The sequence below is a fragment of the Streptomyces sp. NPDC048291 genome, assembly GCF_043201715.1.
Lineage (GTDB): Bacteria > Actinomycetota > Actinomycetes > Streptomycetales > Streptomycetaceae > Streptomyces.
Genome location: NZ_JBICZC010000022.1, coordinates 82,556 through 107,172 on the forward strand (window position 1 = coordinate 82,556; position 24,617 = coordinate 107,172).

The 24,617-nt window shown below is 68.5% G+C and carries 23 protein-coding genes and 1 pseudogene; 10 read left to right on the forward strand and 14 right to left on the reverse strand.

Translation table 11 applies throughout. From position 1 onward, the window contains the following. Positions 1-18: 18 nt before the first annotated feature. A complete protein-coding gene (locus ACGF5O_RS44950; protein ID WP_393815720.1) occupies positions 19-1,098 on the reverse strand; it encodes a hypothetical protein in 1,080 nt (359 codons plus the stop codon). A 401-nt stretch (positions 1,099-1,499) separates the two neighbouring features. Here ACGF5O_RS44950 and ACGF5O_RS44955 point away from each other — a divergent pair, with 401 nt between their 5' ends. After that, positions 1,500-2,495 carry a PIN domain-containing protein gene (locus ACGF5O_RS44955; protein ID WP_393815721.1) on the forward strand — a complete coding sequence of 332 codons (996 nt, stop codon included), beginning with the start codon at positions 1,500-1,502 and terminating at the stop codon, positions 2,493-2,495. A gap of 28 nt (positions 2,496-2,523) precedes the next feature. Here the strand turns inward: ACGF5O_RS44955 and ACGF5O_RS44960 are convergent, their stop codons facing one another. From ACGF5O_RS44960 to ACGF5O_RS44990, 7 genes are all read right to left on the reverse strand, one after another. Further along, positions 2,524-2,880, reverse strand: a complete 357-nt coding sequence (locus tag ACGF5O_RS44960) for a hypothetical protein (protein WP_393815722.1) — start codon at positions 2,878-2,880, stop codon at positions 2,524-2,526. Between the two features lie 160 nt (positions 2,881-3,040). Then, complete coding sequence (locus ACGF5O_RS44965; RefSeq protein ID WP_393815723.1) at positions 3,041-3,238, reverse strand: hypothetical protein; 198 nt, start codon at positions 3,236-3,238, stop codon at positions 3,041-3,043. Between the two features lie 277 nt (positions 3,239-3,515). After that, positions 3,516-4,151, reverse strand: coding sequence for an RNA polymerase sigma factor (locus tag ACGF5O_RS44970; protein ID WP_393815724.1), 636 nt, complete (start codon positions 4,149-4,151; stop codon positions 3,516-3,518). 292 nt (positions 4,152-4,443) lie between these two features. Further along, positions 4,444-5,937: a 3'-5' exonuclease gene (locus ACGF5O_RS44975; RefSeq protein WP_393815725.1), complete on the reverse strand. Its 1,494-nt coding sequence runs from the start codon at positions 5,935-5,937 to the stop codon at positions 4,444-4,446. Next, the gene (locus ACGF5O_RS44980) at positions 5,937-6,461 is read right to left on the reverse strand and encodes a hypothetical protein (protein ID WP_393815726.1); all 525 of its coding nucleotides are present in this window, start codon (positions 6,459-6,461) and stop codon (positions 5,937-5,939) included. The genes ACGF5O_RS44975 and ACGF5O_RS44980 overlap by 1 nt, the downstream gene beginning before the upstream one ends. Positions 6,462-6,666: 205 nt before the next feature. Next, complete coding sequence (locus ACGF5O_RS44985) at positions 6,667-6,807, reverse strand: hypothetical protein (RefSeq protein WP_393815727.1); 141 nt, start codon at positions 6,805-6,807, stop codon at positions 6,667-6,669. After that, positions 6,807-8,300 (reverse strand): hypothetical protein, encoded by a 1,494-nt coding sequence (locus ACGF5O_RS44990; RefSeq protein WP_393815728.1) that lies wholly within the window; start codon positions 8,298-8,300, stop codon positions 6,807-6,809. Before ACGF5O_RS44990 ends, ACGF5O_RS44985 begins: the two co-directional genes overlap by 1 nt. Positions 8,301-8,695: 395 nt before the next feature. On the opposite strand from ACGF5O_RS44990, the gene ACGF5O_RS44995 reads away from it, so the two are divergent. The 3 genes and pseudogenes from ACGF5O_RS44995 to ACGF5O_RS45005 all read left to right on the forward strand — a co-directional run bounded on the left by ACGF5O_RS44995 (position 8,696) and on the right by ACGF5O_RS45005 (position 10,102). Continuing rightward, the gene (locus tag ACGF5O_RS44995; RefSeq protein ID WP_393815729.1) at positions 8,696-9,133 is read left to right on the forward strand and encodes a hypothetical protein; all 438 of its coding nucleotides are present in this window, start codon (positions 8,696-8,698) and stop codon (positions 9,131-9,133) included. A 284-nt stretch (positions 9,134-9,417) separates the two neighbouring features. Next, a pseudogene (locus ACGF5O_RS45000) lies at positions 9,418-9,597 on the forward strand (methionine synthase); the annotation flags it as partial. Between the two features lie 238 nt (positions 9,598-9,835). Next, positions 9,836-10,102, forward strand: coding sequence for a hypothetical protein (locus ACGF5O_RS45005; protein ID WP_393815730.1), 267 nt, complete (start codon positions 9,836-9,838; stop codon positions 10,100-10,102). 117 nt (positions 10,103-10,219) lie between these two features. Here ACGF5O_RS45005 and ACGF5O_RS45010 read toward each other — a convergent pair whose 3' ends face one another. Further along, positions 10,220-11,050, reverse strand: a complete 831-nt coding sequence (locus tag ACGF5O_RS45010) for a DNA ligase (RefSeq protein WP_393815731.1) — start codon at positions 11,048-11,050, stop codon at positions 10,220-10,222. Between the two features lie 118 nt (positions 11,051-11,168). On the opposite strand from ACGF5O_RS45010, the gene ACGF5O_RS45015 reads away from it, so the two are divergent. The 3 genes from ACGF5O_RS45015 (at position 11,169) to ACGF5O_RS45025 (ending at position 13,827) form a co-directional block, all read left to right on the forward strand. Then, the gene (locus ACGF5O_RS45015) at positions 11,169-11,453 is read left to right on the forward strand and encodes a DUF6191 domain-containing protein (protein WP_393815732.1); all 285 of its coding nucleotides are present in this window, start codon (positions 11,169-11,171) and stop codon (positions 11,451-11,453) included. A 306-nt stretch (positions 11,454-11,759) separates the two neighbouring features. Then, positions 11,760-12,518 (forward strand): GntR family transcriptional regulator, encoded by a 759-nt coding sequence (locus ACGF5O_RS45020; RefSeq protein ID WP_393668046.1) that lies wholly within the window; start codon positions 11,760-11,762, stop codon positions 12,516-12,518. 49 nt (positions 12,519-12,567) lie between these two features. Further along, positions 12,568-13,827: an MFS transporter gene (locus ACGF5O_RS45025; protein WP_393668043.1), complete on the forward strand. Its 1,260-nt coding sequence runs from the start codon at positions 12,568-12,570 to the stop codon at positions 13,825-13,827. A gap of 55 nt (positions 13,828-13,882) precedes the next feature. Here the strand turns inward: ACGF5O_RS45025 and ACGF5O_RS45030 are convergent, their stop codons facing one another. The 5 genes from ACGF5O_RS45030 to ACGF5O_RS45050 form a co-directional block, all read right to left on the reverse strand. Continuing rightward, complete coding sequence (locus tag ACGF5O_RS45030; protein ID WP_393668042.1) at positions 13,883-14,251, reverse strand: hypothetical protein; 369 nt, start codon at positions 14,249-14,251, stop codon at positions 13,883-13,885. A gap of 56 nt (positions 14,252-14,307) precedes the next feature. Then, positions 14,308-16,389 carry a hypothetical protein gene (locus ACGF5O_RS45035; RefSeq protein WP_393815733.1) on the reverse strand — a complete coding sequence of 694 codons (2,082 nt, stop codon included), beginning with the start codon at positions 16,387-16,389 and terminating at the stop codon, positions 14,308-14,310. Further along, positions 16,386-18,089, reverse strand: a complete 1,704-nt coding sequence (locus ACGF5O_RS45040) for a hypothetical protein (protein WP_393815734.1) — start codon at positions 18,087-18,089, stop codon at positions 16,386-16,388. The genes ACGF5O_RS45035 and ACGF5O_RS45040 overlap by 4 nt, the downstream gene beginning before the upstream one ends. Positions 18,090-18,249: 160 nt before the next feature. Further along, complete coding sequence (locus ACGF5O_RS45045; RefSeq protein WP_393815735.1) at positions 18,250-19,722, reverse strand: tyrosine-type recombinase/integrase; 1,473 nt, start codon at positions 19,720-19,722, stop codon at positions 18,250-18,252. Positions 19,723-19,976: 254 nt separating this feature from the next. Then, on the reverse strand, positions 19,977-20,210 hold the full coding sequence (locus ACGF5O_RS45050) for a hypothetical protein (protein WP_393815736.1): 234 nt from the start codon (positions 20,208-20,210) through the stop codon (positions 19,977-19,979). Between the two features lie 275 nt (positions 20,211-20,485). Here ACGF5O_RS45050 and ACGF5O_RS45055 point away from each other — a divergent pair, with 275 nt between their 5' ends. From ACGF5O_RS45055 to ACGF5O_RS45065, 3 genes are read left to right on the forward strand one after another with little or no spacing between them, the layout of a single operon-like run. Next, entirely contained in the window at positions 20,486-21,316 is an 831-nt protein-coding gene (locus tag ACGF5O_RS45055) for a TnsA-like heteromeric transposase endonuclease subunit (RefSeq protein ID WP_393815737.1), read from the forward strand. Continuing rightward, positions 21,289-23,346 (forward strand): transposase, encoded by a 2,058-nt coding sequence (locus ACGF5O_RS45060; RefSeq protein ID WP_393815738.1) that lies wholly within the window; start codon positions 21,289-21,291, stop codon positions 23,344-23,346. The genes ACGF5O_RS45055 and ACGF5O_RS45060 overlap by 28 nt, the downstream gene beginning before the upstream one ends. Before the next feature lie 2 nt (positions 23,347-23,348). Continuing rightward, the gene (locus ACGF5O_RS45065; protein WP_393815781.1) at positions 23,349-24,617 is read left to right on the forward strand and encodes an AAA family ATPase; all 1,269 of its coding nucleotides are present in this window, start codon (positions 23,349-23,351) and stop codon (positions 24,615-24,617) included.

Here is a 24,617-nt window from a genome sequence, read left to right on the forward strand (position 1 = left end):
GCTCTTCTCCAGTCCTGGTCACAGCCGGTCGGCGAACACGCAGCGCGCGTGCACGGAGAGCAGGCGGGAAGGGGAAGAGGGCGCCGCAGAAGTCACGTCGAGCGGCCCGTACAGCAGAGCGGACCCGCGTCGGCGGGCGGTCTCCAGCCACGCCGCGGACACCGGCTGCCGTTCTGCGGCGCTCCAGAGGATGACGTCGTACGCGTCGGGGCGCCAGTGCCGCGGATTGTCGGGCAGGAGGGTGGCGTCCAGCAGCCGGACGATGCCGAGCAGGGTCCCGTGCGTCTCGTGGACCGTCAGCACCCACGCCGGATCTTGTTCCGGCAGTCCGTCGGGAATGTACGGCTCCCAGGCCAGGCGCTCGTGCAGGTCGTCGTAGCCCGCCTCGGGACTCTCCGGATCCGGGACCAGCGCGACCGAGGCGACGCGGCCGGCCCCGGTCAACGTCATGTCAGCCCGGACGCCGTACCGGGCGGGGTGCGCGAGACCCGAGAGGTCGAGCACCGTACCCGAGTCGGCCTCCGCGGGATCGCCGCCCGGGACGGTGAACGTGAACGGCGACGTGCTCCTCTGACCGGTGTTCTGGGCGCGCATGAGTCCGGCGTGCTTGTGCCCGAAGAACGTCCACAGGTTCAGCGCGTCTTCCAGGAGGTCCGAGCGGTCCTCGCGGTTCAGCGTCTCGACGCAGCGGACCATGCCGCGGCCGTCACCCGGCGGCGAGGACTTCAGGGCCCGGAAGAAGATCTGGGCGGCTTGGGAGCCGAGGGAACCCGCATCCGGCGAGTCGGCGGCGAGCAGGCTGTAGACGGAACCGGCCGTCACCGCGAGCACGATCGGATCCTCGTCGAGGAGCTTTGCCGCCAGGGACTGCTGACACGGTCCGCACCGCTCGAGGCACGCGCCGATCAGCGCGGACGCGGTCCGCATGTCCGGCGCGGCCTCCACTCCCCAGCCGCCGGGGTTGGCAGGCTGGAGATCCTTGTTCGACGGACCGCTGTCGTGCTGGTGGAGGGTGCCGGCGTTGGCGGCGGCGTACGCGGCCCCCCGGGACCGGCTCGTGTTCCGTGCCCGGCTCTTGCGACCGTGGCTCTTGGACATGGCTCTCACATTTCCCGCGCCCGGCCCCATGATCCGATGCGCGCGACGAAGAGCAGCATGCGGAAGCCCCAACGGCCCTACAACCGCCGGAAGTTGACGTTCACCTCGCACTGATGCTGCACAGACCGGACCCTCCTATGAGGGACCGCGGGCACCTTCGCCATGGTGCGCCCCGGTCATGGGCCAGGCCGCTGGCTTGGGCCGATGCGACGGCCACTGCCCGCAGCCTACCGGCCCACAACCGGCTCGTGGAACCGATGGTCAAAACTGCCCGTCCCGGACCGGCAACGCCTGCTGCGACCGGCCTACGCCGTTGGTGCTGCACGGCTTGAGCGGGTCACGAGGGACAGCGTGCGGAAAATACGTGCCCGGCCTTCCGGGCGGGGGCCTACGCTCCGGCCATGTACAGCAGCGTCTACGGCCGTCCGCGACCACTGAGCGGCGGTTTCCGGCTCGGGGTCTTCGACACCTCGGTGCTCACTTCGGACATCACCGCCGCGCTCAGGCGGGGCCAGCCGTCCTCGATCCTGGCCGGGATGCGCCACGGGACACTGCGCGGCTTCATCCCCCACTACGTGTGGGCCGAGGTCCCCCGCGTGCTCGCCGACCGGAAGAACGAGGGCGGGGACTTCGACCTCGCCGTGGCGGAACGGCTCTGGTGGCGGCAGTACATCCCGCTGCTCCACGTCGTCTGCGTAGACGGGCTGCCCATGTCGGCGGCCGCCACCCAGCTCGGCCAGGAAGACCCCAGCGACGTCGGCATCGTGCAACTCGCCAGAATCCTCTCCCCCGTCGTCCTCCTCGCCGCCGACCATGACCTGATCCGCCACGACGTCGCCGTACGGGACTGGCCGGCCCTGCGAGCGGTACTGGGGAGGATCGGCGCGGCCGAAGAGGCCGTACGGGACGCCGCCACCGCGGTGGACCTGTCCGGCCGTTCCCTGGTCGCAACCGTACGCATGGCGCGCGCCCACCCGCTGGCCGCCGGCGCTCTGCTGGCCGCCGTCGGGATCTACGCGTACCGCCACCGCACCCGGCTCCCGCAGGTCCGCCAGACGCTCTCCCGGGTCGGCATGGACGTCGTGACGGCACTCGGTGAACCCTTCGCCCGGCACGAACTGCACACGCGGGCCTGGAAGGACGCCGAACGCGGCGGCGCAGAAGGCGACGTGCTCTGCCGCGTCGCCCGGCTGCTCGCCCGCGCACCCGAGCCGATGACGCGCACCGACATCCTCTCCCTCCTCCCCGCCGCCGTGCAGCAACCCCACCGCCGGCAAATGGACGGACTCGGACGGCTTCTGCACCGCTTCCCGGCCTTCCACCAGCCCGCCCCCGGCAAGTGGCAGCTCGGGAGAACCAACCTGCAGATCACCGGCCCGCCCCGGACGCAGCCGTGACCGCAGGCGCGACGTCGGTCCTTTGGGGTCAGGCGCGGAAGAACTGCGCTGCGGCCACGCCCGCCCAGGCCGCGGTCGCGATGACGTACAGCTCCATCGCTTCGGCCATGTGTCCGAGGGCGAGGTCTGCGGTGGCCACGACGAACACCATCGTCCCGGCCACCGCGAGCACCACGGCACCGGCCTTCACCGCGTACCGGACGACGCGTACGTACCAGGGCTGTTCCCTGCGGCGCTGACGGCGCAACCGGCGCCGCAGGGAACGGGCCTCGCGTCGTACGCGGCTGGACTCGCGCTCGATCCGCGCAAGGACGTCCTCCGGCATGCTGCTCAGCGGCGCCGGGACGTCCTCGTCCCGGCCGCCGTCGGAGTGCATCGTGGTCATCGTGTGTTCCTCAGGGAGTGCCAGTACCACCTGCCCGCAGCCTGGGTTGGAAAGCATGGAGGCGGCGGGCCCCGGGCGCGTTGTACGCCGGTACGAACACAACAGTCGGGCCGGGCCTCCGGTGTGAGCGGAGCCCGGCCCGAAAGTACGCGGGGGCGGCTTAGTCAGTGGTCAGCCGGGTGTCCCTCGTCCCGACGGAGAGCCGGTCCACCCGGGAACGGCTGCCCGGCCGGGCGGGCGGGCGGCCGGGCAGCAGCACGAGCAGGTCCTCGATCGCGCACCGGACCCTGGTGATGGCGGACAGCAGGATCGTGATCAGCGTGAGCGTGTAGACGCGAACTCGGTAGGTGGTCTTCACTTTCGTCCTTCTCCTTCTCAAATGGCCGTGACCTTGGCCGTTGCGTACCACTCGGACCGGCCAAGTCCGAGTGGTACGAGCGCTGCGTCCGGGTTGGCGGTCCCGGTCCGGGGTGGTTGGTCCCGATGCAGCTGCCCGGTCCGGGTGGCGGGTCCCGGCGGGCGGATCACAACTACCTTTCACCTCCTGCTGATCGGAAGGCGGGCGGAGCAGCCCCCACGCGGAGTCGCGGGCCGCGCCGTCGTCGATGCGGACAGCCCGTGGATCCTGGAAGCGGCTACTCGTCGGCAAGGAGGCCGAGCCGAAGACCGACCCTCTCGGAGCGGAGCTTGCGCCGCGCGTGACGCAGCGCGTCCCGTACGGAGTCCTTCGTCGCGGTCCCGCCCAGCAACTCGGCGATCGCCGGCGCCTTCAAGTGGTACGCCTCCGCGAGTACGAACACCTTCAGCTGGAAGTCGCTGAACTCCTGGCGCAGCACCGCCGTCGCCGGGGCGAGATCGGCCAGTGCCCGCTCCTCAGCGCTGGGATGGGCGTTGGCCTGGTTGTCCAGGAGGTACAGGTCGTCGCCGACGTAGCACTCAGCGCGCTGCTTCACCTCCGTGAGGTACGCGAATGCCTCACGGCGGGCCACCGTCCACAGGTAGGACTCGGCCCTGCCGATCAATGGGTCGAGCGGGCCGCCGTTCTTGAGCCGGGTGTAGATGGCGAGCCATACTCGCGACTCGATGTCCTCGCACGCCCACACCGGCAGCTTCGTGTTCTGGTACGCGATCCTGCGCACGGAGAGCGCGTTCGCGTAGAGGAATTCCCACTGCCTTTGGGCCTCCGGGCTCAACTCTTCGACGAGGTGCGCGACCTCGGGGGCCGTTCCGCGCTGGCGCGGGATCCGGCCCTCGTCGTTGCTGTCGCTCATTCCTGGCCTCTCGCATGATCGAGATAGGACGGGGGTGGCGATCCCGCCGTGCGAGACCTCCACCCACCCATCAGTGGCGCAGTCGCAGGAGTGTGAGCCAGGGACTGCAAAATTCTCCGGACAAGTGGCGGCCCGCGAGCGTGGCGCTGGGGAGCACAGCTGCGGTGCGCTGTCCCCGAGGGGCAGGACAGCGGCCGTTGACCTGTTGAGGCTGACAGGTCTTACAAGGGGGCCCGTCTGCCACTTTGTCGGATCTGTCAGAGTGGCTGAGCTGGATCTGTCGACGGGTCTGTCAGACATCGGACGCGGCAATCGCTGCGATGACGCTGCCGACGGACGGACCGGCCATCGGGTCGCCCGGCGCGGGCGGGGTCGGCGTGAACGTGGTGCCCCGCCCCTCGGACATCCTGATCAACACCTTCCTCGCGGATTCGCAGTCGCCGAGGGCACGGTGACGGCCGCCGAGCCGGAGCCACCGGAAGGCGCCGGTCCAGTCCTTGTACGCCTCCATGAGGCAGAACCAGGAGTCCCGGGGCTCCAGGTGCATCGGCTTCTTCCCCACTCGGGCGATGTCACCGAGCAGGATTCCCCTGTCGAAGACGACGTTGTAGGCACAGATGATCTTCCCCTTGGTGACCTGGCGGAGCCTCGGGAGGATCTTCTCGAAGGGTTTGGCCGTGGCCACCATCTCGTCGGTGATGCCGTGGACCCAGCGGGCGCCGTCGCTGATCGACTCGGCCGGCCTGACCAAGGTGTCCATCAGCTTCTTGCCGGTGGCCGCGTCGATCACGGCGACCTCGATCGTCTGCCCGTCCAGGTCCGTGGTCTCCGTGTCGAGGATGACCGCGGCGTCCGGCTGCAGGAGCTCGCGCGCGGCGCGGGTCACCTCCCCCCACTCCGGGCACAGGGTGATCTCGCCGGCGTACGGTGCGGCAGCTGGGTCGTCGCACAGCTCCCGCAGAACCTGGTGCTCGGCCGGCCCGCCGTCGACACGTTCCCAGTCCAGTTCCCAGCAGCCGGAGTACGGGGAGTTCCACGCCCACACGGTGATGTGGTGCCGGTCGGCCAGGGCCTGCGCGAACCCCCTGATGACAGCGGCCCGGGTGGGGGCGAGGGCCGCGTACTCGCGCAGCGGCGAGACCGCGCCCTTGGGCAGGCCGCGCACGGACTCCCAGTCGACGCCGGGCATGTCCCGCACGGCGCGGACGTCGCCGAGCCGGTACAGCGCGACGGTGACGGTGCGGTGCCGGCCGACCTCCCGGTCGTAGGTGTCGGCCGGGGTGATCCACCCGGCGGCCTCCACGTACCGCCAGTCCGACGGGTACCGGATCTCCAGGACGTCGGCGGCGGCCTGCGCGGTGATGTACTGCTCGCCGTCCGCCTCGGCGGCCAGCGTCTCCAGGTCGGCGATCAGGTAGCGGCGGCCCTTGCCCAGGGTGATGCGCCCTTCCTCACCCATGCGCTCGATGTCCCGCCAGTGCCAGCCGATCCGCTCGGCCGCCGCGTCCCTCCGGACGCTCGCCGCCTCCCACGCGAGACGCTCGGTGACCACGCCGCGCACCAGGTCCTCATCGAGGGCGAGCGCGGCCGCCGTCCCGTACATCGGCCTCCGCTTGAACCACCCCGTCACGACCAGGTGCTCCTGGGCCACGAGGTCGTCGATGTCGGCCATCGTCACCTCGACACCGAGACGTTCGGACAGCAGACCCGCGATCCGCCAGCCCCCCAGCTCCTCCGGCGGTTCCGGCGTCTTCGCAGCCGTGGTCTGCGTGGTCGCCTCGGTCATCAACGCTCCTTCGACTGCGCTGAGGTGGTGAGGGTGGTGGCCAGCAGCCGGCGGCGCGGGGCGGGCCAGATCAGGCTCAGGTACTGCCAGTTGCCGCCCGCGTAGCTGATGTCGACGTTCGCGTCGGTCACCGCGTACGGCGTCTGTCCGGGGACGTCGATCCGCACCGAAGCCCGGGGCCACGGGATTCCGTCGCGGCCTTCGGCGGCGATGTAGCCGCCGAACTCTTCATACCGGTCGTACCGGTCCCCGGGGCCGGGCAAGCGCAGGTCCGGGACGTACGCGGCGACCGTCTGCCCGCCCTCGAAGACGAGGGTGGCGGGCTCGGCCGGATCGGTCTGCGGGAGCCTGCCGAGGGCGCGCAGCCACTGCTCAGCGGCCTCGCGGGGGAAGGCCGGCGACTCCTCGGTGCCACCGGTGGCGTTCAGACCGCCGTGGCGGCGGCGCCAGTTGACGACCGCCGCGCGGCCGACCCCGGCCATGCGGGCGATCTGGGCGAGGTTCACGTTCTCGGTGCTGAGCACGGTTCTCCTCCTGCTCGAAAGGGTTGGGGTGGCCGGGCCGGGTGGCTGCTGGGGCCTTCACGGCCCCAGGGCCCCGCTCCCCCGGCACCGACCGGCGCGGGCGGCGCCCCCGTGATGCGGGTGCGTGCGCACCGGACGGACGGCATCAGGGCCGTAGCGTCTGGCCTGGGCAAGTTCCTGTTCTACGACCGGAAACGAGGCGGTATCAGTCGCCGTCCGGCTCGGTGATGTCGAATTCCCGGCCCGGAACGTCGTCGACCAGGGCGACGGTGGCGTCCTCGGCCCCGACGCAGATGCCGGCGGCTCCGGGCAGGTGCCGGTGCGGGCTGCCTTCACGGCGGGCCATCAGGTGAACGTCACCCGTGCGACGACGGCCAGCAACTCACCCGCGTCGCCCGCCGCCTGCAGCGCCTGGTGGCTGCCCTCCTTGACTGGACCGGCGACCAGGACATGCTGGACCTGGTCGAGCAGGTCCCACCATTCCGCCGGCAGGCTCACCTTCTCCGCGGCCCGCCACAGCTCGATGTCGTCCTCGCCGTCCGGGCCGACGTGGACCAGTCCCTGCAGCGCCCGGTCGGCGATGTTCGCGCGCAGCCGCCAGTGCGGGTCCATGTCCGGCACCCCGTGCAGTCCCCAGTGCGCCCAGTCGGTGCGGTGCTCCAGGTCCTGGATCCCGGCGCCTTCGGTCTCCGGGTACAGCGTGAGCATCGGCATCGGACGGCCCTCGAGTGTCGCTGTCTGACCGATGAACACCCCGTAGTTCTCCGCCAGGTGGTAGGTGTCGATGCCGTCCAGGTCCACGTCGAGGTCGTCCAGAGTGATTACCTCGATCCCGGCCGCACGGAAGGTGTCCATGGGATCGGCCGGGCGCTGGCGCGGGGGCACCTGCCGGATGGAGCCGAGTCCGATCCCGGCCTGGGCGGCCCCGGAGTCGTCCCAGACGTCGAGCGCCTCCTCCAGCAGGTCCTCGGCGTCGTCCTCGTCGAGCTCGGCGACGGCCCGCAGGACGGTCTCTGCGCCGCTGGTGCGGGACTTGCCGTGCGCCTGCTCGATCCACGCCCGGGCGACCGGACCGGCGGCGGGCGTCTCCTGGCGCGGCGCGTGCGCGGGAGTCAGGAAGACCGCGCCGGCGAGCCCCGCGAGGGTGGCCCGGTCGGCGACGACCTGCGGGGTGAGTTTCTCCTGACACGAATCGCAACCGGCCCAGACCGCGCTGACCACCTTGGTCGCCAAGGTGTGGTTGATCTGCCAGCCGTCGACGTACGGCAGCATCCCCTCCATCAGCCCGGTGTCGGGCTCGGCATGGACGTGAGCACCAGCCGGCCCGTCCGTCCCGACGAACTTGATCAAACCGGCGATCTGCTCCTCGGGCACACCGCCCGCCGCCCAGTGGTCGAGCGCGTCCTCCAGAAGTTCCGAGACCTGTTCGTCCGTCATCGCTTCGACTGCGGCGAGCGCCTCGGCGCCGGAATTCCTGGCCTTCGCGTCGCGGGCCAACGGAGCCCATTCACGCGTGGCGGCGGAGGCGAGCACCCCCACGGTCGGCAGCAGCCCGAAGACGACCCCAGCGAGTGCCGCCAGCGTCGGCCGGTTCTGCCGCACCTTCGTTGCCAGCGACTTCTGGCACGGCCCGCATCGGGCACGGCACGCGGCGACGAGCCGCGCGGCAAGGTCGACATCGAGCGCCCGGCCGGCGCCGTGCGGCACCAGGGACAGGACAGCCATGTCCGGCAGCGGCTCGTGCGTGTGCAGGGTGTTGGTGACCGAGGGCTGGTGGCCCGCCCCCGCGCGCTGCGCCCTCTGTTTGGCGCGCTTCTTCTTCCCGTGATTCTGGACCACAGCAGTTCTCCCATCAGAGGTGCAGCGGTTACCCATGACCCGATGCACGCGAGGGAACTGGGGACAGACGCGGACATTCGGCAAGGCGTCGGTGGCGACGCTGGTGGCACTCTCCGCACTGATGCGCTGGGACCGGAGTCCTGGCACCTTCATCCTCAGATCGCCCCAGTCATGGGCTAGAGGCTGGCTTGGGCCTGTGCGTGGCCGTACGAAAGACGGTACCTGCGCGGACTGACAGAGGCAGCGAATTCCCGTCAGATCCGTCCGTTCGAGGGGACCACGCCTACCGCCTGTTCCTCGCGGGATCCCCCGTCCGCCCGACGGTGCCGAAGTGCGGGCCGTCACGCAGAACCGGGTACGCACCGCTGTCAGCGGGTCGAACTAACATCCTGGGCATGAGCACTCCCGCCCCCGCAAATGAGGATAAACCGTTCAACCCGAAGGAATTTCCCGGGGAACTGCTTGCCGCCCAGCGCAAGCTCGCCGAGCTGTACGCCGCGCTCCACGCTCACCAGGCCCGCCTTCCCTGGTCGCGTGAGGCGGATGGCGGATGGCCGGCGGAGCCGGAGCGGTGGCACCGTCGCGGGCGCCCGGAGACGTCCGGTTGGGAAGAGGCCGACGCCGAGACGTACGACGAACTGTGGGCAGAGCTTCGCAAGGCGGCCGCGATCGTGCAGGGCCACGAGCACTGGGCGCTGTGCAAGCAGAACGGCGTCGAGGGCGCCGCCCTGGTCGCTGTGCGGCAGGACCTCAAGAACGCCAAGGGCGCCATCCCTTCCCCCAAAGGTGACGAACCCGCGCTCGGTCCGGACGACGTCGAGCCGGCTGCCTGACTCCACCGGCGAGCGCATGTCGGCGCCTGTGATTCCAGTATGGGGATTTTCGGACGGTCTCATCTAATTCAAGACAATCGGGACACAGATGTGTCGGGATGCCCGAATCCGGGATGTGAATTTCACCGGCCGAGCGCCCCCTCCCCGGGATCTCCGCACCGTCCGGTACCGGAGGTCACCGCCCGTTTACCCGAAGCGCTCTACGGCATGGGCGGCGTCGGAAAATGCCAAGTCGCCAATGAATGATCACGTTTGCCATAGTTCTGGCAGCGGATCCATGGGGTGGCACCGTCGGCGTCTCCTTCGACTTCTCGCTCCTCGCCAAACGTGACGACGACGCGTTCGGCGAGGCCGCGGAGGGCGGCACCGGGCTGTTCGCCGGTTTCGTGCCGAGCACGGACGCGGCGTTGTCAGACCCCGGCGGTAGCGTCGGGGGTGTCAGGACTCCGTACATGACCAAGGGGCCCTGGAAGTGCGGACTTTGCTTGGCGGCTGGCCGCACCCCCAGGGCTCCCGGTGTGTCCCGGGTCCCCCGACCCCCTCGTACCGGTAGAAGGAGAAACCCTTGACTGACACTGCTGAAGCTACACGACGCCTCGGACATCGCCCCCGACCTGGGGAAACGGCAGCGGCCGGAGTCACCGGCCCGTACGGACCGCCTCGCGCCGGCGATGTCGAGAGCACGGGGATGCCCGCCGTCCGATGACCTCGCTCGTGATCACCCCCGGCCTGCTGCTCATCGCGATGGTGGCGTTCGTGGTCGGGTACCTCGTCCTCCAGAACTCGAAGAAGAACAGCGCCACGCTCCCGGCCACGGGAGACCTGGGCGCCGCGATCGGGGCCGGCGCGGCCGTGGCGATGCTCCTCGTGACGATCGGGTGGGCAGCCGTGCCGACGAACACGGCCGGTCCCGCCACCGGCGGCGCCGTCCCCACGTGTTCGTCTTCCTCCATCTCCCCCGGGTGTTGAAAGGCACTCTCCAGTTGCCGGGGCCGGCGGTCGCTCGACCGTCGGCCCCGGCCAGAAGGACGTCCGGCACGACACGAAGCCGACCCAGATGTTCGCCACCGAATTGCTCGGCCCGGCTCACGTAGTTCGCAGCCGGGTGACCGTGACGACGGCCTGACGGGTCGTGCCCGCCAAGACCTCCGCCATCAAGCCGAAGGGCGAGATGGACGCGTAGGTCTCGCCCGATGGGGTGCGCGCACGTCGGGGCGGGCCGCTCGCGGCCAGGTGCACCGCGATCTGGGCGGCGAGCGGTGCCGTGAGCGACTGGGTGAGCGCGATACGTCCGTTGGGAAGCTGGACGGCGAGTGCCCGCGGCCGGGCGGCAGGGCCGGTGTAGCCGACAACATCGGCGTCCACGGTCTCAGCGTGACGGATCTTCCTCCAGATCCGGCCGGATCGGTAGACGGAGTTGGCCCGCTTGGCGACGATGCCTTCGATGCCCTGTTCCGGGAGTTGCTGGTACCAGGTCATGGCCACCGTCGGGTCGTCGGTCATCGGCACCAACTGGATCGGCGGCTGAACGTCGTGGTCGCGCAGTAGAGCCGCGAGCAGAGCACGACGGTCGTCGTACGGCCGGGCCCGGACATCTCCGTGGTCAGGGTGGAGCAGGATGTCCCAGGTCGTGTAGTGGGCAGGCAGTTCCTCGGCGAGACGGCGCGCCCGGGCCGGAGTGGAAAGGGCACGCGACTGCGCCGCCCCGAAGTCGATCCTCCCGTGGGCGTAGATCACGGCCTCGCCGTCGAGAACCGTGCCCGGCGGGAGCATGTCGAAGGCCGCCAGGGCCAGGTCCATCCACACCGCGGTGACGTCGCGCCCGGAGCGGGCCTGCAGCCGGACGGTGTCCCTCTCCCGCCAGACGACGGTCCGGTGGCCGTCGTTCTCCAGACTGCGAGGTGTCTCATGAGACACCGGCGGCTGAGCTGCCTCTCTTACCGCCAAGTCATTGGCTCGGCTTGCACTGGCGGTCGTACCCCGCTGGTCAGCAGACTGTCAGCACGAACCATCGGCGCCCGGAAGGCGAGAACCCTTGCTCCTTGCGACTGGCAGTGTCGTCATTTGCCTATGGCTGTTCCTCTTTACGTGGGTCGGCTGGCGGCGGCGCAGGCATGGCGGTGGCGGAGCATCCACTGCTGAGGCGTGGGGCGAGCTCTTCCATCCGTCACAGCGACACGTGCAACAGGAGCGGGAACGCCAACTTGTTCTCCGGGACGACGCCGAATCCGGTGCACCTCCCAGTTCTGTAGACCTTGACTCCGGCAAGGCGGTTATCCGCCCCGTGCAGAGCGCCACGAGCAGGTACGACGCGCCGTAACGGTTCCCTATCCGCCTGCGCTCGACTGCCAGGAGTTCTCGGGTTCCTCCAGCCCCGTGCATCCGCTGTGTCCGCAGAAGCTGGTCGTCCCACCGGACTGTTTTCCCAGCACCAGCATGCCGGGTCCACGCCTTGGTGGCCGGCGGCCGATCAGCAGGTCGAGGTGGTTTGCTTGCCGACCACCTCGGTAGGCGCATGAACTCGGAGCGTATTTCTACTCCAGCAGCTTTTTCCTGGTGCAGTAACTTGCCAACGCCCCCTGGGAACGATCAGCTGCCGCAGGGCAGGACAGCCGGAGGATCATCCATGCCCCGAGAGGCGCCGTACCTCGCAGTAGCCGACGTGCTGCGCGCACGGATCCTCTCGGGAGAGTGGGAGATCGGGGAGCGCCTGCCGTCGCGGGCACGACTCGCCGTGGAGTACGGGGTCGGACGCAACGTCATGCAGAGGGCCATGGACCGTCTGATCATCGACGGTCTTCTCGAAGGACGCGCCGGATCGGGCACCTACGTCCGCACGCCGCGAGAGCGCCTGCGGCTGGTTCGCTCGCGGCACCGCGAACGCCGGGAGGGCTCCCGGCCTTGGCCCGATAGGAGGGAGCGGGGCAGGGCCGACGCCTGGGATTCACACAGTCAGGTGCGCGTCCCCGCCCCCGAGCCAATCGCCGAGCGACTCGCCATCAGCCCTGGGGACCTCTGTGTCAATACGCATTACGAGTTCCTCGCCGACGGGCAACCCGTCCAGCTTTCCGAATCCTGGGAGCCGATGGCTATCACGGATGGAACGCCGATTGTGCTGCCCGAGATGGGGCCCTTTGCAGGAAAGGGGGTGGTAGAACGTATGCGTTCGATTGGCGTGGTCATCGCGACTGTGGTTGAGGTGCCGCGCCCGGCTCGCGCCACCCAGGTGCAGGCGAACCTCTTGGGGATCAGCGTGGGGGACCTCGTGCTTCAGATCGAGCGGACCATCTTCGACACGGACGGACGCCCGGTGGAAACGGCCGACATGGTCATTCCGGACGTGCGCCGGGAAGTGGTCTACGAGTTCGGAGTCGGCCGTCCTTAGCCGTTGGAGCCATGAGACATGCATCGGAAATTCGACAGTAGGGTATGCCATGCCAAAATCCTCCCGGCTCGGCCTTTTACGTAATCAGGACTTCGGACGATTGTTTGCTGCCACTGCGCTCGGTCAGTTGGGCGACCGCATCATCTTTTTGGCCTTGCCTCTGGTTGCCATCGCGGCATTGCATGTCGACGAGTTCCAAGTGGGCTTACTGGCCGCGACGACTTCGGCAGGGTCGCTCCTGGTCGGGTTGCCGGCAGGTGCATGGGTGGACCGGATGCGGAAGCGATCGGTGATGGTCAGCACTGATCTCGCTCGCGCGCTGTCCCTCTTGACGGTTCCGATGGCGTGGTGGGCGGGCCTTCTCACCATCTGGTGGCTCTATGCAGTCGCCTTGATTCACGGAGTGTTGACTGTCTTCTTCGATGTTGCATACGTCAGCTATCTCCCGCACTTGGTGGGACGCCGCAATCTCGTGGAAGGAAACTCAAAACTGTCGGCGATACGCTCGGTGACCAGTATCAGCGGGCCGACGGTGGCAGGGCCGCTGGTCGGCCTGGTCGGAGCTCCTGCAACGCTTTTGGCGAGTTCAGCAGGGATGGCTATGTCAGGACTGCTCGCGATCACTATCCGGAAACGCGAACAGAAGCCTGAGCCGAGTGATCACCCTCAATTGGCCCGAGAGATCAAGGAGGGGCTGAAGTTCGTCATTAAGTCCCCTACCCTCCGTGCGATCATGCTGGGGGATGCGATATTCAACCTCTTCCTCGTCATGTATCAGACCATGTTGCTGGTCTTTTTGGAGCGGGAGATAGGTCTCCAGTCCTTTGGCATCGGCCTCATTTTTTCCGGAATGGGTTGTGGTGCCTTGCTGGGCGCACTGTTGGCAACCAGGGTCTCCAAGTGGGTCGGGCAAGGTCCGGTCATCTGGCTCGCGTCGCTGGTTACCTGTCCGTTGACCATGCTCATGCCGTTGGCGCGAACGGGTTGGAGCCTGTATGTGGCTGCGATCGGACTCGCGACTCTTTCAATGGGGGGAGTCGTCCGAGTGGTGACTCAGTCAAGCCTCCAGCAGGTCCTGACGCCGGATCGGCTTCTGGGCCGGATGAGCGCAACAGCTCGATTTGTTTCCTGGGGTGGCATACCTCTCGGTGGGCTTTTGGGTGGAGCCTCGGGCTCCGTGTTCGGAGCGGCAGGCACTTTGTGGATTGGTGCAGCGGGTATGACGCTGAGTGTCCTTCCCAACTTTCTGTCACCGCTTCGAACAATGCGCACGTTGCCTACGGAGAAGGCCCCCGAGTTCGCGCGTTGAGGTGTCGTTAATGGCTGACAAAAGGGCGCGCACAACCTGTAGGGCCAAGGGGTCTTCACTCCGTAATGAAGTGAGTGCGGTCGAGGGGGATGATGACGGCTGATTGTTTGGTGGCTTGCTCGCGCAGGGCTGCGTTCTCCGCGAGCAAGACGGCGATGACGGTAGCGGCTGCGTCGACCTGGTCCTGGAGTTTCTGCCGCTCTTGCCGGTTGTTCTTGAGCTGGCGGCGAAGGTCAGCGATCTCCTGCGTTTGCCGTTGGTCGTGGAGACTTGCCGGGCTCTGGCCGATGTGGTCGTCCCAGTCAGCGAGCACGTCGGTGGCGCGGTTCATGGTGGCTCGGCTGATGCCGGCCTCCCGCCAGAGGTTGTTCTTCGTCAGCTTGCCGTCGGTGCGGGACGGTCGGCCGGTGAGAAGTCGTTCCATAGCTTCTCGCAGTGCCTTCTCAGCCCGCGCGGAGACCTTGGGCCGAGGGGCCTCGCTCATGCGCCGTCTGCCTTCCTGATGGCGAGTTCGACGTCACGGATCTGTTCGTCGATGGCAGCTCGGCGGTTCGGGGGCAGCCGTGGCTGGTCACGGAGCCGGCTCAGCGAATCGTGCTCGGCCTTCCAGATCGGTAGGTGTTCGGGGGCGATGATGCTGTTGCTGCAGCGTGCGGGCTGGCAACGATCGATGAGCGGCCCTCGGTGTCCCGGGGGCACGATGGTGTCTTCCAGGCACTTCGCGCCGACGGGGTTGTTCTCGTCCAGGGTGCAGTGGTTGAGCTTTCCGAACCGGATCGACAGGTGCGTGCGCTTGAGCAGGCCGTGTTCGACGCGAACGTCCCCTCGCTGGGCCTTTCCGTTCGCTCGGAGGGCTTCGGCCTTCTCCCTGACGGCAGCGAAGGCCGAACGCATCTGGTCAGCGCCGGGCCCGAAGCCGATGGCCTCGCCGCGGCTGTCGGCGTCGAAGAGGTCCCTCAGCCGTTGGAGGCGGCGTTCGGCGATGGCGGTGGTGAGGAGACGGGCCCAGGAGGGGTCGTGATCCATGTAGCCCTGGGTCCAGCGGTTGGCCAGGGCTCGGGTGGCTGCGTGCTTGAGCTGCATGCCGACAGCGATTTCCGATCCGGGATAGTCGCGGGTGAGCATGGCCATGGTCCGGCGGAACATGTGCGGGGTGACCTTGCTGGAAGGGATCTCGGCGAGACCGGTGACGCTCCGGTGACGGTTGACGTGCTGGATGAAGCACCTGATGGCGGTCTGGCTGGTGAAGCCGCTGCCGTGGAAGCGCGGGGTGACCGCCGCGAAGGCGAGGGTGTCGCTCATCGACAGGTGCACGGCCGTTTCGATGGCCTGGGCAACCGGTGCGATGATCCACCAGTGGGCGGTGGGCAGGTCGGGATCGAGCTTGCGTTTGACCGACTTCACTGCCGGGGTGCCGAAGTACTCGGTGAGAGCGTCTTTGGTGATCTCGCGGATCTCGCAGTCACGCATCATCGACAGCGCGGCGACGAAGACATAGCAGGCATTGCGCAGGGCCAGGCACTCCACCGCGAGTTCGCGGGGCTGGAGACTGTCGTGCCAGGCGCCGCGGCTGCCATCCGGCCTGGTCACCTCGCACAGTCCGTCGATCAGACTGGTACGGATGCGGCCCTCGGCAACGAGCCGTTCGGCGACTGCCCGGCGGGCCAGGCCGATGCGCTTCTGCTTGGTGAAGAAGGCCATCTTGCGGGACTCGAACCCCATCAGGAAGGTCAGCAGCTGCCAGTTCACCGTCGGTTTCCCTGCGAGCTGGTGCACGGGGACCCTGTTGCCGGGGTCGGCGACCCACGCGGTGAAGCGGGTGTCCGCCTCGGCCGTGGACAGTGGGAGGGCTTCGTCCTGGAGACCGCTCCAGTGATCGAGTGCGCGCAGGATGTCGGGGCCGAAGTCGTTGATGTACGCCCATGCAGCGCGGACGAGCGGGAACCATGTCTCCGGCCGGATCACAGGGGTTTTCAGTTCGGGGACGGTGGGGTGGTTGACGACGGCGTTCGTGCTGGTGCCGGGCCAGGGATCACGTGCCAGCCCGCTGCTGGCCAGTGTTCCCCGGAAACGGTGCAGGGTCTTGATCACGTGGACGTGTCCGGTGGCGCTGGCCGCTTCGCCCTGCTGGCAGCGGTGCTCGATGTAGGTCTTGAAGTCGTCGTCGCGCCAGTCGCCGACCCATGGGGGAAGCTGCTGGGAGATGCCGTAGGCGTGCAGGGCTCGCAGGTGTCCGATGCGCTGGGAGACCGTGTGCGGTGCCACTGGGTCGGGTGGCAGATGCAGCCCGCGGGCGAGTACGGCTGGGTGGCGCGGGTTGAACCAGATCATGGCCATCTCCCGGGCCAGCAGATTCCACTGCGGGTCCAGCTCGCGGAAGATCACGCGGAAGCCGGCGGCAGCCAGGTTCGGGGCCCTGCGGACGATGCCGTTCAGGTCCCAGCAGCCGGTGTTGCCGAACAATGGCGGACAGGCGCCTTCCAGGACGGGGTGGGACTGGATGACGGGTTCGTCGTCCCGGAAGATTGAGACGGGCAGGGCGAGCGGCAGGCGGCTGGTCATGCGTCGAACTCCACGTGTGCCGAGAGGGGGAGAGGCAGTGCCGCCGTGCCGTCGGCGATCTGGCGGCGGGCCTGAGCGATCTCTGCGTCGGTGCGGACCTTGACCGCTTCGGTGACGTTGACGCGGCTCTGTCCCCAGAGCGTGTGGAAGAGCTGAGGCGACAGCCGCAGCCGCAGGCGTTCGAGATGGTCGGAGAAGAGCAGAAGCTGGGGCAGGTTCGAGGGCAGTACGAACGCGTTGCGGCATTCGAGGCAGCGGGTGGGAGCGACCGGGCAGAGCTGGCCGGCGCGTCCGTAGGGAGACGCGAAGGGGTCCCTGCAGCTGGAGACTCCCATGTCGAGCTGCCCGGTGCGCAGCTGTTCCACTTCTTCCTCCGACAGCCCCAGGGCGGCGGCAGAACCCGGCTGGCCCAGCGACCGCTCGGCTTCCTCGCCCAGCACGACGGGACCGGCCACCGCTTTGTCGAGCCAGCGCGTCTGTGCTGCGGTGATCACGCTGCCGGCGATCACCTTCAAGGTCGTGCCGTGCGCGTAGTGGCGGTGGAAGGTCTGGACCGAATGGTCGTCGGCGATGTCGCTGACGCGGCCCTTGAAGGTGATGGCCTTCTCGACCTTGCTGGACTTGCGCAGGCGCCGGATGTCCGGCTGTCCGTCGACGGACAGCCCTCGCTCTTGCAGCCAGCCGGCGAAGGTCGACGTCCGGTCGAGCCTGGCGGGTGTGACCTGTGGCCAGAACATTGCCGCCCGCAGGAACAGCGGGACAGGCGAGATACCGAACCTTTCGGCCAACGGCCTGTTCAGTTCCAGCAGCCGACGGCAGATCTCCCCGGCGTCGAGCCGCGGCCGGGCCGGGTGCAGCAGAGCTGGGCTCGTCGGTGCCGGTGTGCTGAACGCCTGGCGCATTCGGGCGCGGGCCCGGCCCTTGTTGAAGTCGATGGTCACGCTGGAGGAGCCGAACTCGATGTCGTGCTCGGTGAGCGCGGCCACTTCCTCCGGGGCCCGGCCCGTGGCTGCTATCAGCAAGATCCGGTAAGCCTGCAGATCGGAGTTGTGCAGGAACAGCTGCCTCACCAGGCCCCTGACGACAGCAACCTTGGCGGCGACCGGCTGGGTGCCGGCCGGTGCCAGTTGCCGCAGGCTCGGCGGCATGTCCCGCCAGGACGGCAGGGCCTTGCTGATCTCCGTGCAGTTCAGGGCATCGTGGGCGATCGCCCACAGGAGGTTGGCCTCCTCGGCCCAGCCGCCCTCGCGCGGATCACGGCCGCGGGCTGAGAGTTCCCAGCCGCGAGCGAGGCGTCTCTCGACGTCCAAGCGGGCGGCCCAGGCGGCCTGGACAATCTTCTTCCTGTCGGCCCGGGAGAACTCGTCCAGCTCAGTGGTCTCCCCCCGGCGAAGTCCCAGGGCCCCTTCGAGCCAGCCGTGCATGTGCCCGGCGACCACACGCTCGGCGTGGAGCGACCGCCGCCCGATCAGCGTCCTCAGCCGACCCGCGTGCCAGGACGGACTTCGCGAGCCGGGCCTGTGCCGGGAGGGCAGCAGACGGACCCATTCCGTCACCGCGTGATGCAGGTCCGGCTCGGTGCCCGCCAGACTCGCCCGATGCGGCTGGGGAACAGTGGCATCGACATGCTTGCAGAACGCCTCGATCGTCTGCCGGTAGTGCGTCGCCGAGGTCGGACCGTAACGGGCGTCCTCCACCAACTCCACCCACTCGTTCGCGAGTTCCCCGGCCAGCGTCGCGCAGGCGAAGCGTGCCGGATCGAACGTCACCGTCCGGGGGCGGCCCTGACCGTCGACCGTCGACACCTCGCGGACGCCGACCCGGGCCGGGGCCGCAGGGCGAGGAACAGGAGCGGGGAAATCACGGGTGTAGTGTCCGCGTCGGGGCATGGCCAGCGTCCTCCAAGTCCATCAGGGTGCGGGCGATCGTGATGTAGGAGGCGCCGCCGGCGGCCGTCCACTCGCGGAAGGCGTCATCGACCTCCCGCATCGGGTCCTTCAGGTAGCGGATGTAGCGGTAGGTGGTCGACGGGTGTGCGTGGCCAAGGCGGCGCTGGACCACCAGCAGCGGATTGCCGGTCATGTGGTCCAGCAGCGTGGACATCGGCAGTCCCTGGTCCTCGGCGTCGTTCAGGGCCTCGCGCGTCAGGAAGATCAAAAGTCGCAAGGCGAAGGTGTGTCGAAGGTCGTGGTAGACCCAGCACCGCCTGGGCAGCACCGGCGCGTGCCGGTCGCCGGCCCACGCCTTCATCCGGTCCCAGGCCCTCCAGCGGATCTTGTCCCAAGCCGAGAAGGTGAGCATCCTGCCGCCCTGACCGATGAACAGCGCAAGCGGATCGAGGCCGTCACCGGTCTCTACCACCGCCAGACGCCGAAGGTCCGGCTTCATGTTCTTGACCGTGCGCGTGATCGTCCGGCCGTCGAGTACCCCGCGGACCCTCGTGCCGTCGGCCTCCAGGCTCTGGATCACGAACAGCTCTCGGTGCCGCCGTCGAAGTGAGCGTTGGGCCTTCGCCACGATCTCCGGACGTTCGAGCAGCAGGTAGGGATCGAGCAGTTCCATCGGGTCCGGTGCGACATAGACCGAGCGCGGCCGTCCGAACTTGGCGCAAGCCTTCAGTTCGACGTCCGCGAACGCCGGCCGCCGGCCATCCACCAGACCGAGCTCGGGCAGGAGCAAGGTGGACCACTCTTGGATCCGCATCCCCGTCATCAGCGCCAGCTCGCAGGCGGCGCGGTTTCGGTGGGGCCGCCAGCCCCGGAACGAGACATCCAGTCCGGCGCCCGGAGTCAGTCCTCCGAATCCGACGTCCCTCAGGAAGAGGTACTGGTCAAGCTCCATATGCCGGACGCGCAGGTCAGGGCGGATTCTGCTGGCGAGGTTGTCACGCTGCGGTGTCGCCCGCCAGGGCTGCCGGGTGACGACACCGATCCGGATCAGATACCGGTAAAGAGACTCGATGGCAGCCCAGTCCCGGTCCCAGGCGGCGTCACCGACCACCTCCTCCGCCTCGTCCTGCCGCCACAGACGAAACTCCCGAAGGTCTGTCTCCGTGACCGACTGCAGATCCCTCTCACGGGCCAGCAGGAAGTGCAGCAGCATCAGCACGGAGTACGCGTACGACCGCATCGTCTTCGCGTCCTTGCGTTCCAGCGCCAGCGACCGGAACCACGACGACACCGGCTCGACCGGGCGCATCGCTTCATCCAGCAGGATCGGCGTACCCGAAGGCACCAGACGCCGGGCGAACAGAGCTGACAACTCTGCCTGACTCAATCCAGCGACCTGGCCGACCTTCCAGACCTTCCGCTGGTCGGTGAAGAACAGATGCACGTAACCCCACAGGCGAGCGTCACCACTCTGGCAACGTGCAGTCTTTCGGTGCCAGTCGGAGGTGTGCTGGGAGATGCCGCGATGTCACTCGGATGAGACAACTTCAAGTGTCTGGAGAACCGTCGAACTTCATCTCGTACCGCCAGCCCGTCCCGACCGGCAGCGTCGGGACGAACTCGGCGAGCGCGACATCGACGGGGAAGTCCACAGCCTCAGACTCCGACCACGACGGGCTGCATGCACGTGGAGAAGCCCTACCGCAGCAGGGGCATCACCGTCTTCATGATCACCGTGAGTGGCGTGTCCTGGGCGGCCAGGGCGGTGCCGTAGGCGATCGCGACGTGCTCGATCGCCTTCAACGTGGCGCACAGAACGCGGGCCTGGTGCTCGGTGAGATCGTCACCGGCATCGACGGCAAGCGAAGCGAGGGCGATCGCCGCGAGGACGACGATCGCCGCGAGCAGCACGAGGTGGAACGGGTGTGGCATGACTGCCTCTCCGGGCCGGACGGTCTCCGGCCTCACTCCTTCCGCCGAGAAGCAGCCGCCGGTACAGGATCGAAATGCAAAGTGAGACGCAGGTCACGCTCGTGATTCCCGGCCGCTGAATCAGGGCCGTCCCGCTCCTTGCGGTTGTGACTGAGCGCTCCAGTTGGCCACTTTGAGCGTCACAGTTGGCCGGAGAATAACGATCAGTTCGTACATCTGATGTCGGTTTCGGTGAAATCGACCGTGATACCGAGTTCAGCGGGTGTGCTGGACTAGTGAAGGTTTCGTCGGGGCCCTGCGGGCCGGTGTGGTCGCACGTGTGCGGGCTGGATGAGCTGATCGCGCCGTACGTGCTGGATGAGCAGGTTGCTGGGCGGTTGGAGGTCGGCGAGGGCTGGTCACGGCAGTGGAGTGCCGTGTGGAAGTCGTCGGACGCCGATGTCGTTTGTGCGGTACGCGAGCTGGCTGCTGTTCCGGCAAGCGTCACGGTGCCGGTACGCCGGTTCGCGTGGCGGGCTGATCAGCGTCACCGGCCTGGGCTGAAGTACATGCAGGCCACGGGTCGGATGCATGGCTTCGAGAGCCTGGCCGAGCGCCGGCTGCTGCTGGCCGTCGACTTCGTGGCCGCTGCGGACGAGGTGCTGTCTCAGCCGTTTCGTCTGCGGTTTTCCTCGAAGGACGGCAAGGGGGAGCACATCCCGGACTTCCTGCTGGTCAGTGGCGGGGACGGCTGGCTGCTGGACGTCCGTCCCGCCCAACTGGTCAAGGAACGGGACGTGCTCCGGTTCGCTGCCGCCCGGCAGGCCGCGGAGGCGGCGGGCTGGCGGTATTCGGTGGTGACCGGCTGGCGCCGTGAGGTGATGACGGGCCTGGAGACGTTGGCCGCCCGGCGGCGTCCGTTGACGGACCCGCTGGGGCTGCATGACCGGTTGCGGGAGCTGGTCGCGGAGCGTCCCCGGCGCCTGGGCGAACTTGTCGAGGCCACCGTGGTCCCGGCAGTCGCCCGGGTGCACGTGGTTCATCTGCTCTGGCATCGACGGCTGGCGGTGGATCTCGCCGCGCCGTTGGGAGACGGCTCGTGGATCTATCCCTGCGGGAGGGTGTGATGGACCCGGACCGGCAGCGCCCGCGGCACGAGGATCTTGATGGTCACGACCTGGAGCGGGCCGAGATCCGGTTGGCCCACCTGTTGGAGGTGGAGACCGGGTTTCGCAGCGGGAGCCCGTCTTGGCCGCTGCCGGGGGAGCCTCGCCCCGAGTATGACCCGTCCCGCACCACGGTGGGCGAGCGCCGACGGGCCAAGGTGGCCGAGCTACGGGCCCTGGACCGCAGGGACGCCAAGCTGCTGGGGCTGGAGGCGGTCAGCGAGCGGACCTTGCGGCGGATGGCCGTCGAGCAGCGGGAGCACGGCCTGATGGGCCTGGCCGACGGGCGGTGGACAGCGCCGCGACGAGGCCACAAGTCGATCACTCCTCAGGTCGCCGAGGCCATTCACGCTGTCCACGCCGAGTCGCTGCACCGCTCGCGGCTGAGCATGAAAACCAAAGAGCGGATGATCCACCAGTACGTGCGGGAGAAGTTCGGTTCTGCGGTGACGGTTCCGCACTACACGACGCTGTCCGGGGTCTGGAAGGAGTGGTTCGGGCCGCAGGGAGCTCGGCAGCGATATGTCCGCTCGGCGGCGCTGGAGACCGGCAAGGCGAGGGTGACGATCAGCCGTCCCGGGCAGGTCGTGGTGCTGGACACCACTCCGCTGCCGGTGAAGGTGCTCGATGACGTGTTCGCCGCCCCGATCTCGGTGGATCTGACCATCGCCCTGGACGCCCATACGCATTCCCTGGTCGCCTTCCGGCTGACTCCCGTGTCGGACTCGTCGGTGGAGGTGGCCATGCTGTTGCGGGATGTGCTGCTGCCGCTGCCGATGCGGCCGGGCTGGGGCCCCGAGATGGAGTGGCCCTATCCCGGTGTACCGGCTGCCCTGGTGGCCGAGTTCGCCGGACATCCGGTGGCCGGGCGGCCGTTCTTCGCACCGGAGACCATCACCAGTGATCACGGAAGCGTCTACAAGAACCATCACCTGGTGCGGGTCGCCCGGACATTGGGGATCGATCTGCTGCCTGCCCGCATGATGCGGCCGAGCGACAAAGCGGCCTGCGAGCGCGCCTTCGCCGGAATCCAGTCGCTGCTGCTGGAACTGCTGCTCGGCTACCGGGGAGTTGATGTCGCGGACCGGGGCGTCGACCCGGAGGGGGATGCGGTCTGGACGGTCCAGGAAATGGAGCACCTGCTCGCCACCTGGATCGTGAAGGTGTGGCAGAACCGGCGCCTAGACCAGTACGCCCCGGCCTGGGACCCGGGCGGCCGGCACAGCCCGAACACCCTGTTCGCCGCCGCGGCCGCACGGGACGGGATCTGCCTGGAGATCCCGAAGCCGGAGCTGTATTACGAGTTGCTGCCCGCGCACTTCGTGAACATCGACGCCCGCCGGGGCGTGAAGATCGGCGGGCTTTGGTACGGCGCCCGCGCCCCGGTTCTGTGCCCCTACCGGGGACGCGCCTCGGGCCGCAGTGGCCGGCACCGCGGTAAGTGGGCGATCAGCCGCGATCCACGGGACTGCCGGGACGTGTTTTTCGAGGACCCCGCCGACGGACAGTGGCACGCCCTGCGCTGGAACGGCCTTCCGGCCGACGAGGACGTCCCAGCCTTCTCCGACGCACGGGTACGCGAAGTCCTGCGCCAGGCGGCACAGACCGGGCTCGTCCCCCAGGACGACCGCGAACTCCTGCCGGTGCTGCTGGACTTGGTGTCCGCGCGCACCCCGGTCGATGCCTGGCCCAGCCAGATGAGCCGGGCCCAGCGAACCGAGCGGGCACGCGAGTTGGCCCGCGCCCGGGCAGCTCGGAGCGATCGCCCGCCTGCTGGGCCGCCTGCCCCGGTGGGCGGGCTTGCGGAGGTGTCCCAGCAGGTGAAAAAGGCCGTCCGGGAGGACCGGCGCCGGCGCCGCGAGGCAGCGGTCACCCGTCGGCCCGAGCCGCCGCCGCTGCTGGGCGACGCCCTGCGGGACCGGCACCTGTTTCTGCTGCCCGCCGAGGAGGACTCCGCAGGCGGCATCGGGCCGTCAGGAGGCTCCTCGTGACAATGCCGGACAGGCCCGTGGGCCGCTATCCGTTCCTGCCGCCCGAGGGCCCGCCGATGCGCGAGACGATCGAGGACTGGGATCTGTGGCGACGCACGCGGCGCGACTTCGTGCCCGCCCCGCGACTCGATCTTGCCACCTGGCGGGCCTTGAATGCCCGGGAGCGCGGGATCCACGACCTGCACCGCGCGGCCACTCACGCCAATCTTCCCCTGCTGCACACCCCGATGAGCCGGAAGGTCGCCAAGCTGCTGAACGGGCGCATCCGGTCCAATGCGTTGAAGGTGAAGCCGTCCACCCGGGCGGGAGTGATGATCACCGGCGGTGGTTACCAGGGGAAGACGGAAACGGCCTGCGAGATCGCGGCCTCTTTCGAGGATTCGTGGCGCGAGCTGCACCAGCACCTCAACCCGGACGCGGTGCCTGGAGCACGTGATCTCTACGCGCCGGTCGCCTACGTCCAGACGCCGGTAACCGCGAAGCCGAAAAGCACGTGCAAGGCCATCCTCAACTTCTACGGTGCCCCGACGAAGAACCTGGACCTGCCCGATCTGGTCCATCAGGTCGCCGCCTCCCTGCACGATCACGGCACCAAGGCACTGGTCCTCGACGACATCACCCGGCTTCGCATGCACCGCGCGGATGACCAGGACACTCTCGATCTCATCCGTGCCTTCATGAGCATGCACGTCACGCTCGTCCTGATCGGAGTCGACATCCCCGCCTCGGGGCTGCTGCAGGAAGGAAGCCCGGACCCGCGCACCGGCCAGTGGCATCTGCCCGCCTCCCAGACGGCCAAGGCCCACGGCCTGGAACCGACACAGACCGAGCGCCGGTTCGACCTGGTGGAACTCGACCGCTTCCGCTACGACTCCCCACCCCAGATCACTGCCTGGGTCCAGCACCTGGCCGGCTTGGAAGACCAGCTTCGTCTGCTGAAGGCCGAGCGCGGCATGCTCACCGACGGGCGCATGCCGGAGTATCTGTTCGACCGCACCAAGGGGGTGGTCGGCCTGCTGGAACGGCTGATCGAGGACGGCTGCCAGGAGGCCATGGACAGCGGAGAGGAGTGCCTGAGTGAATCCTTCCTCGACGGCATCGACATCAACGTGTCCCACGCTCCTGGACGTGATGCCGGCGCCGGTGAGATCCCTGCCGTTCCTCCAGTGGCCACCGCGGTCGCCCGCAGACGACGGCCGACGAAGGGCGCCCGTCCCAGGCCCTCCACGGTCTTCGACGACCACGGCCCCGCCGCCGAGAGCGGTAGATGA

Coding starts and splice junctions, on each gene's coding strand:
- ACGF5O_RS44950 (WP_393815720.1), bottom strand. CDS start 1,098: ATGTCCAAGAGCCACGGTCGCAAGAGCCGGGCACGGAACACGAGCCGG.
- ACGF5O_RS44955 (WP_393815721.1), top strand. CDS start 1,500: ATGTACAGCAGCGTCTACGGCCGTCCGCGACCACTGAGCGGCGGTTTC.
- ACGF5O_RS44960 (WP_393815722.1), bottom strand. CDS start 2,880: ATGACCACGATGCACTCCGACGGCGGCCGGGACGAGGACGTCCCGGCG.
- ACGF5O_RS44970 (WP_393815724.1), bottom strand. CDS start 4,151: ATGAGCGACAGCAACGACGAGGGCCGGATCCCGCGCCAGCGCGGAACG.
- ACGF5O_RS44975 (WP_393815725.1), bottom strand. CDS start 5,937: ATGACCGAGGCGACCACGCAGACCACGGCTGCGAAGACGCCGGAACCG.
- ACGF5O_RS44985 (WP_393815727.1), bottom strand. CDS start 6,807: ATGGCCCGCCGTGAAGGCAGCCCGCACCGGCACCTGCCCGGAGCCGCC.
- ACGF5O_RS44995 (WP_393815729.1), top strand. CDS start 8,696: ATGAGCACTCCCGCCCCCGCAAATGAGGATAAACCGTTCAACCCGAAG.
- ACGF5O_RS45005 (WP_393815730.1), top strand. CDS start 9,836: ATGACCTCGCTCGTGATCACCCCCGGCCTGCTGCTCATCGCGATGGTG.
- ACGF5O_RS45020 (WP_393668046.1), top strand. CDS start 11,760: ATGCCCCGAGAGGCGCCGTACCTCGCAGTAGCCGACGTGCTGCGCGCA.
- ACGF5O_RS45025 (WP_393668043.1), top strand. CDS start 12,568: ATGCCAAAATCCTCCCGGCTCGGCCTTTTACGTAATCAGGACTTCGGA.
- ACGF5O_RS45030 (WP_393668042.1), bottom strand. CDS start 14,251: ATGGAACGACTTCTCACCGGCCGACCGTCCCGCACCGACGGCAAGCTG.
- ACGF5O_RS45035 (WP_393815733.1), bottom strand. CDS start 16,389: ATGACCAGCCGCCTGCCGCTCGCCCTGCCCGTCTCAATCTTCCGGGAC.
- ACGF5O_RS45050 (WP_393815736.1), bottom strand. CDS start 20,210: ATGCCACACCCGTTCCACCTCGTGCTGCTCGCGGCGATCGTCGTCCTC.
- ACGF5O_RS45065 (WP_393815781.1), top strand. CDS start 23,349: ATGCCGGACAGGCCCGTGGGCCGCTATCCGTTCCTGCCGCCCGAGGGC.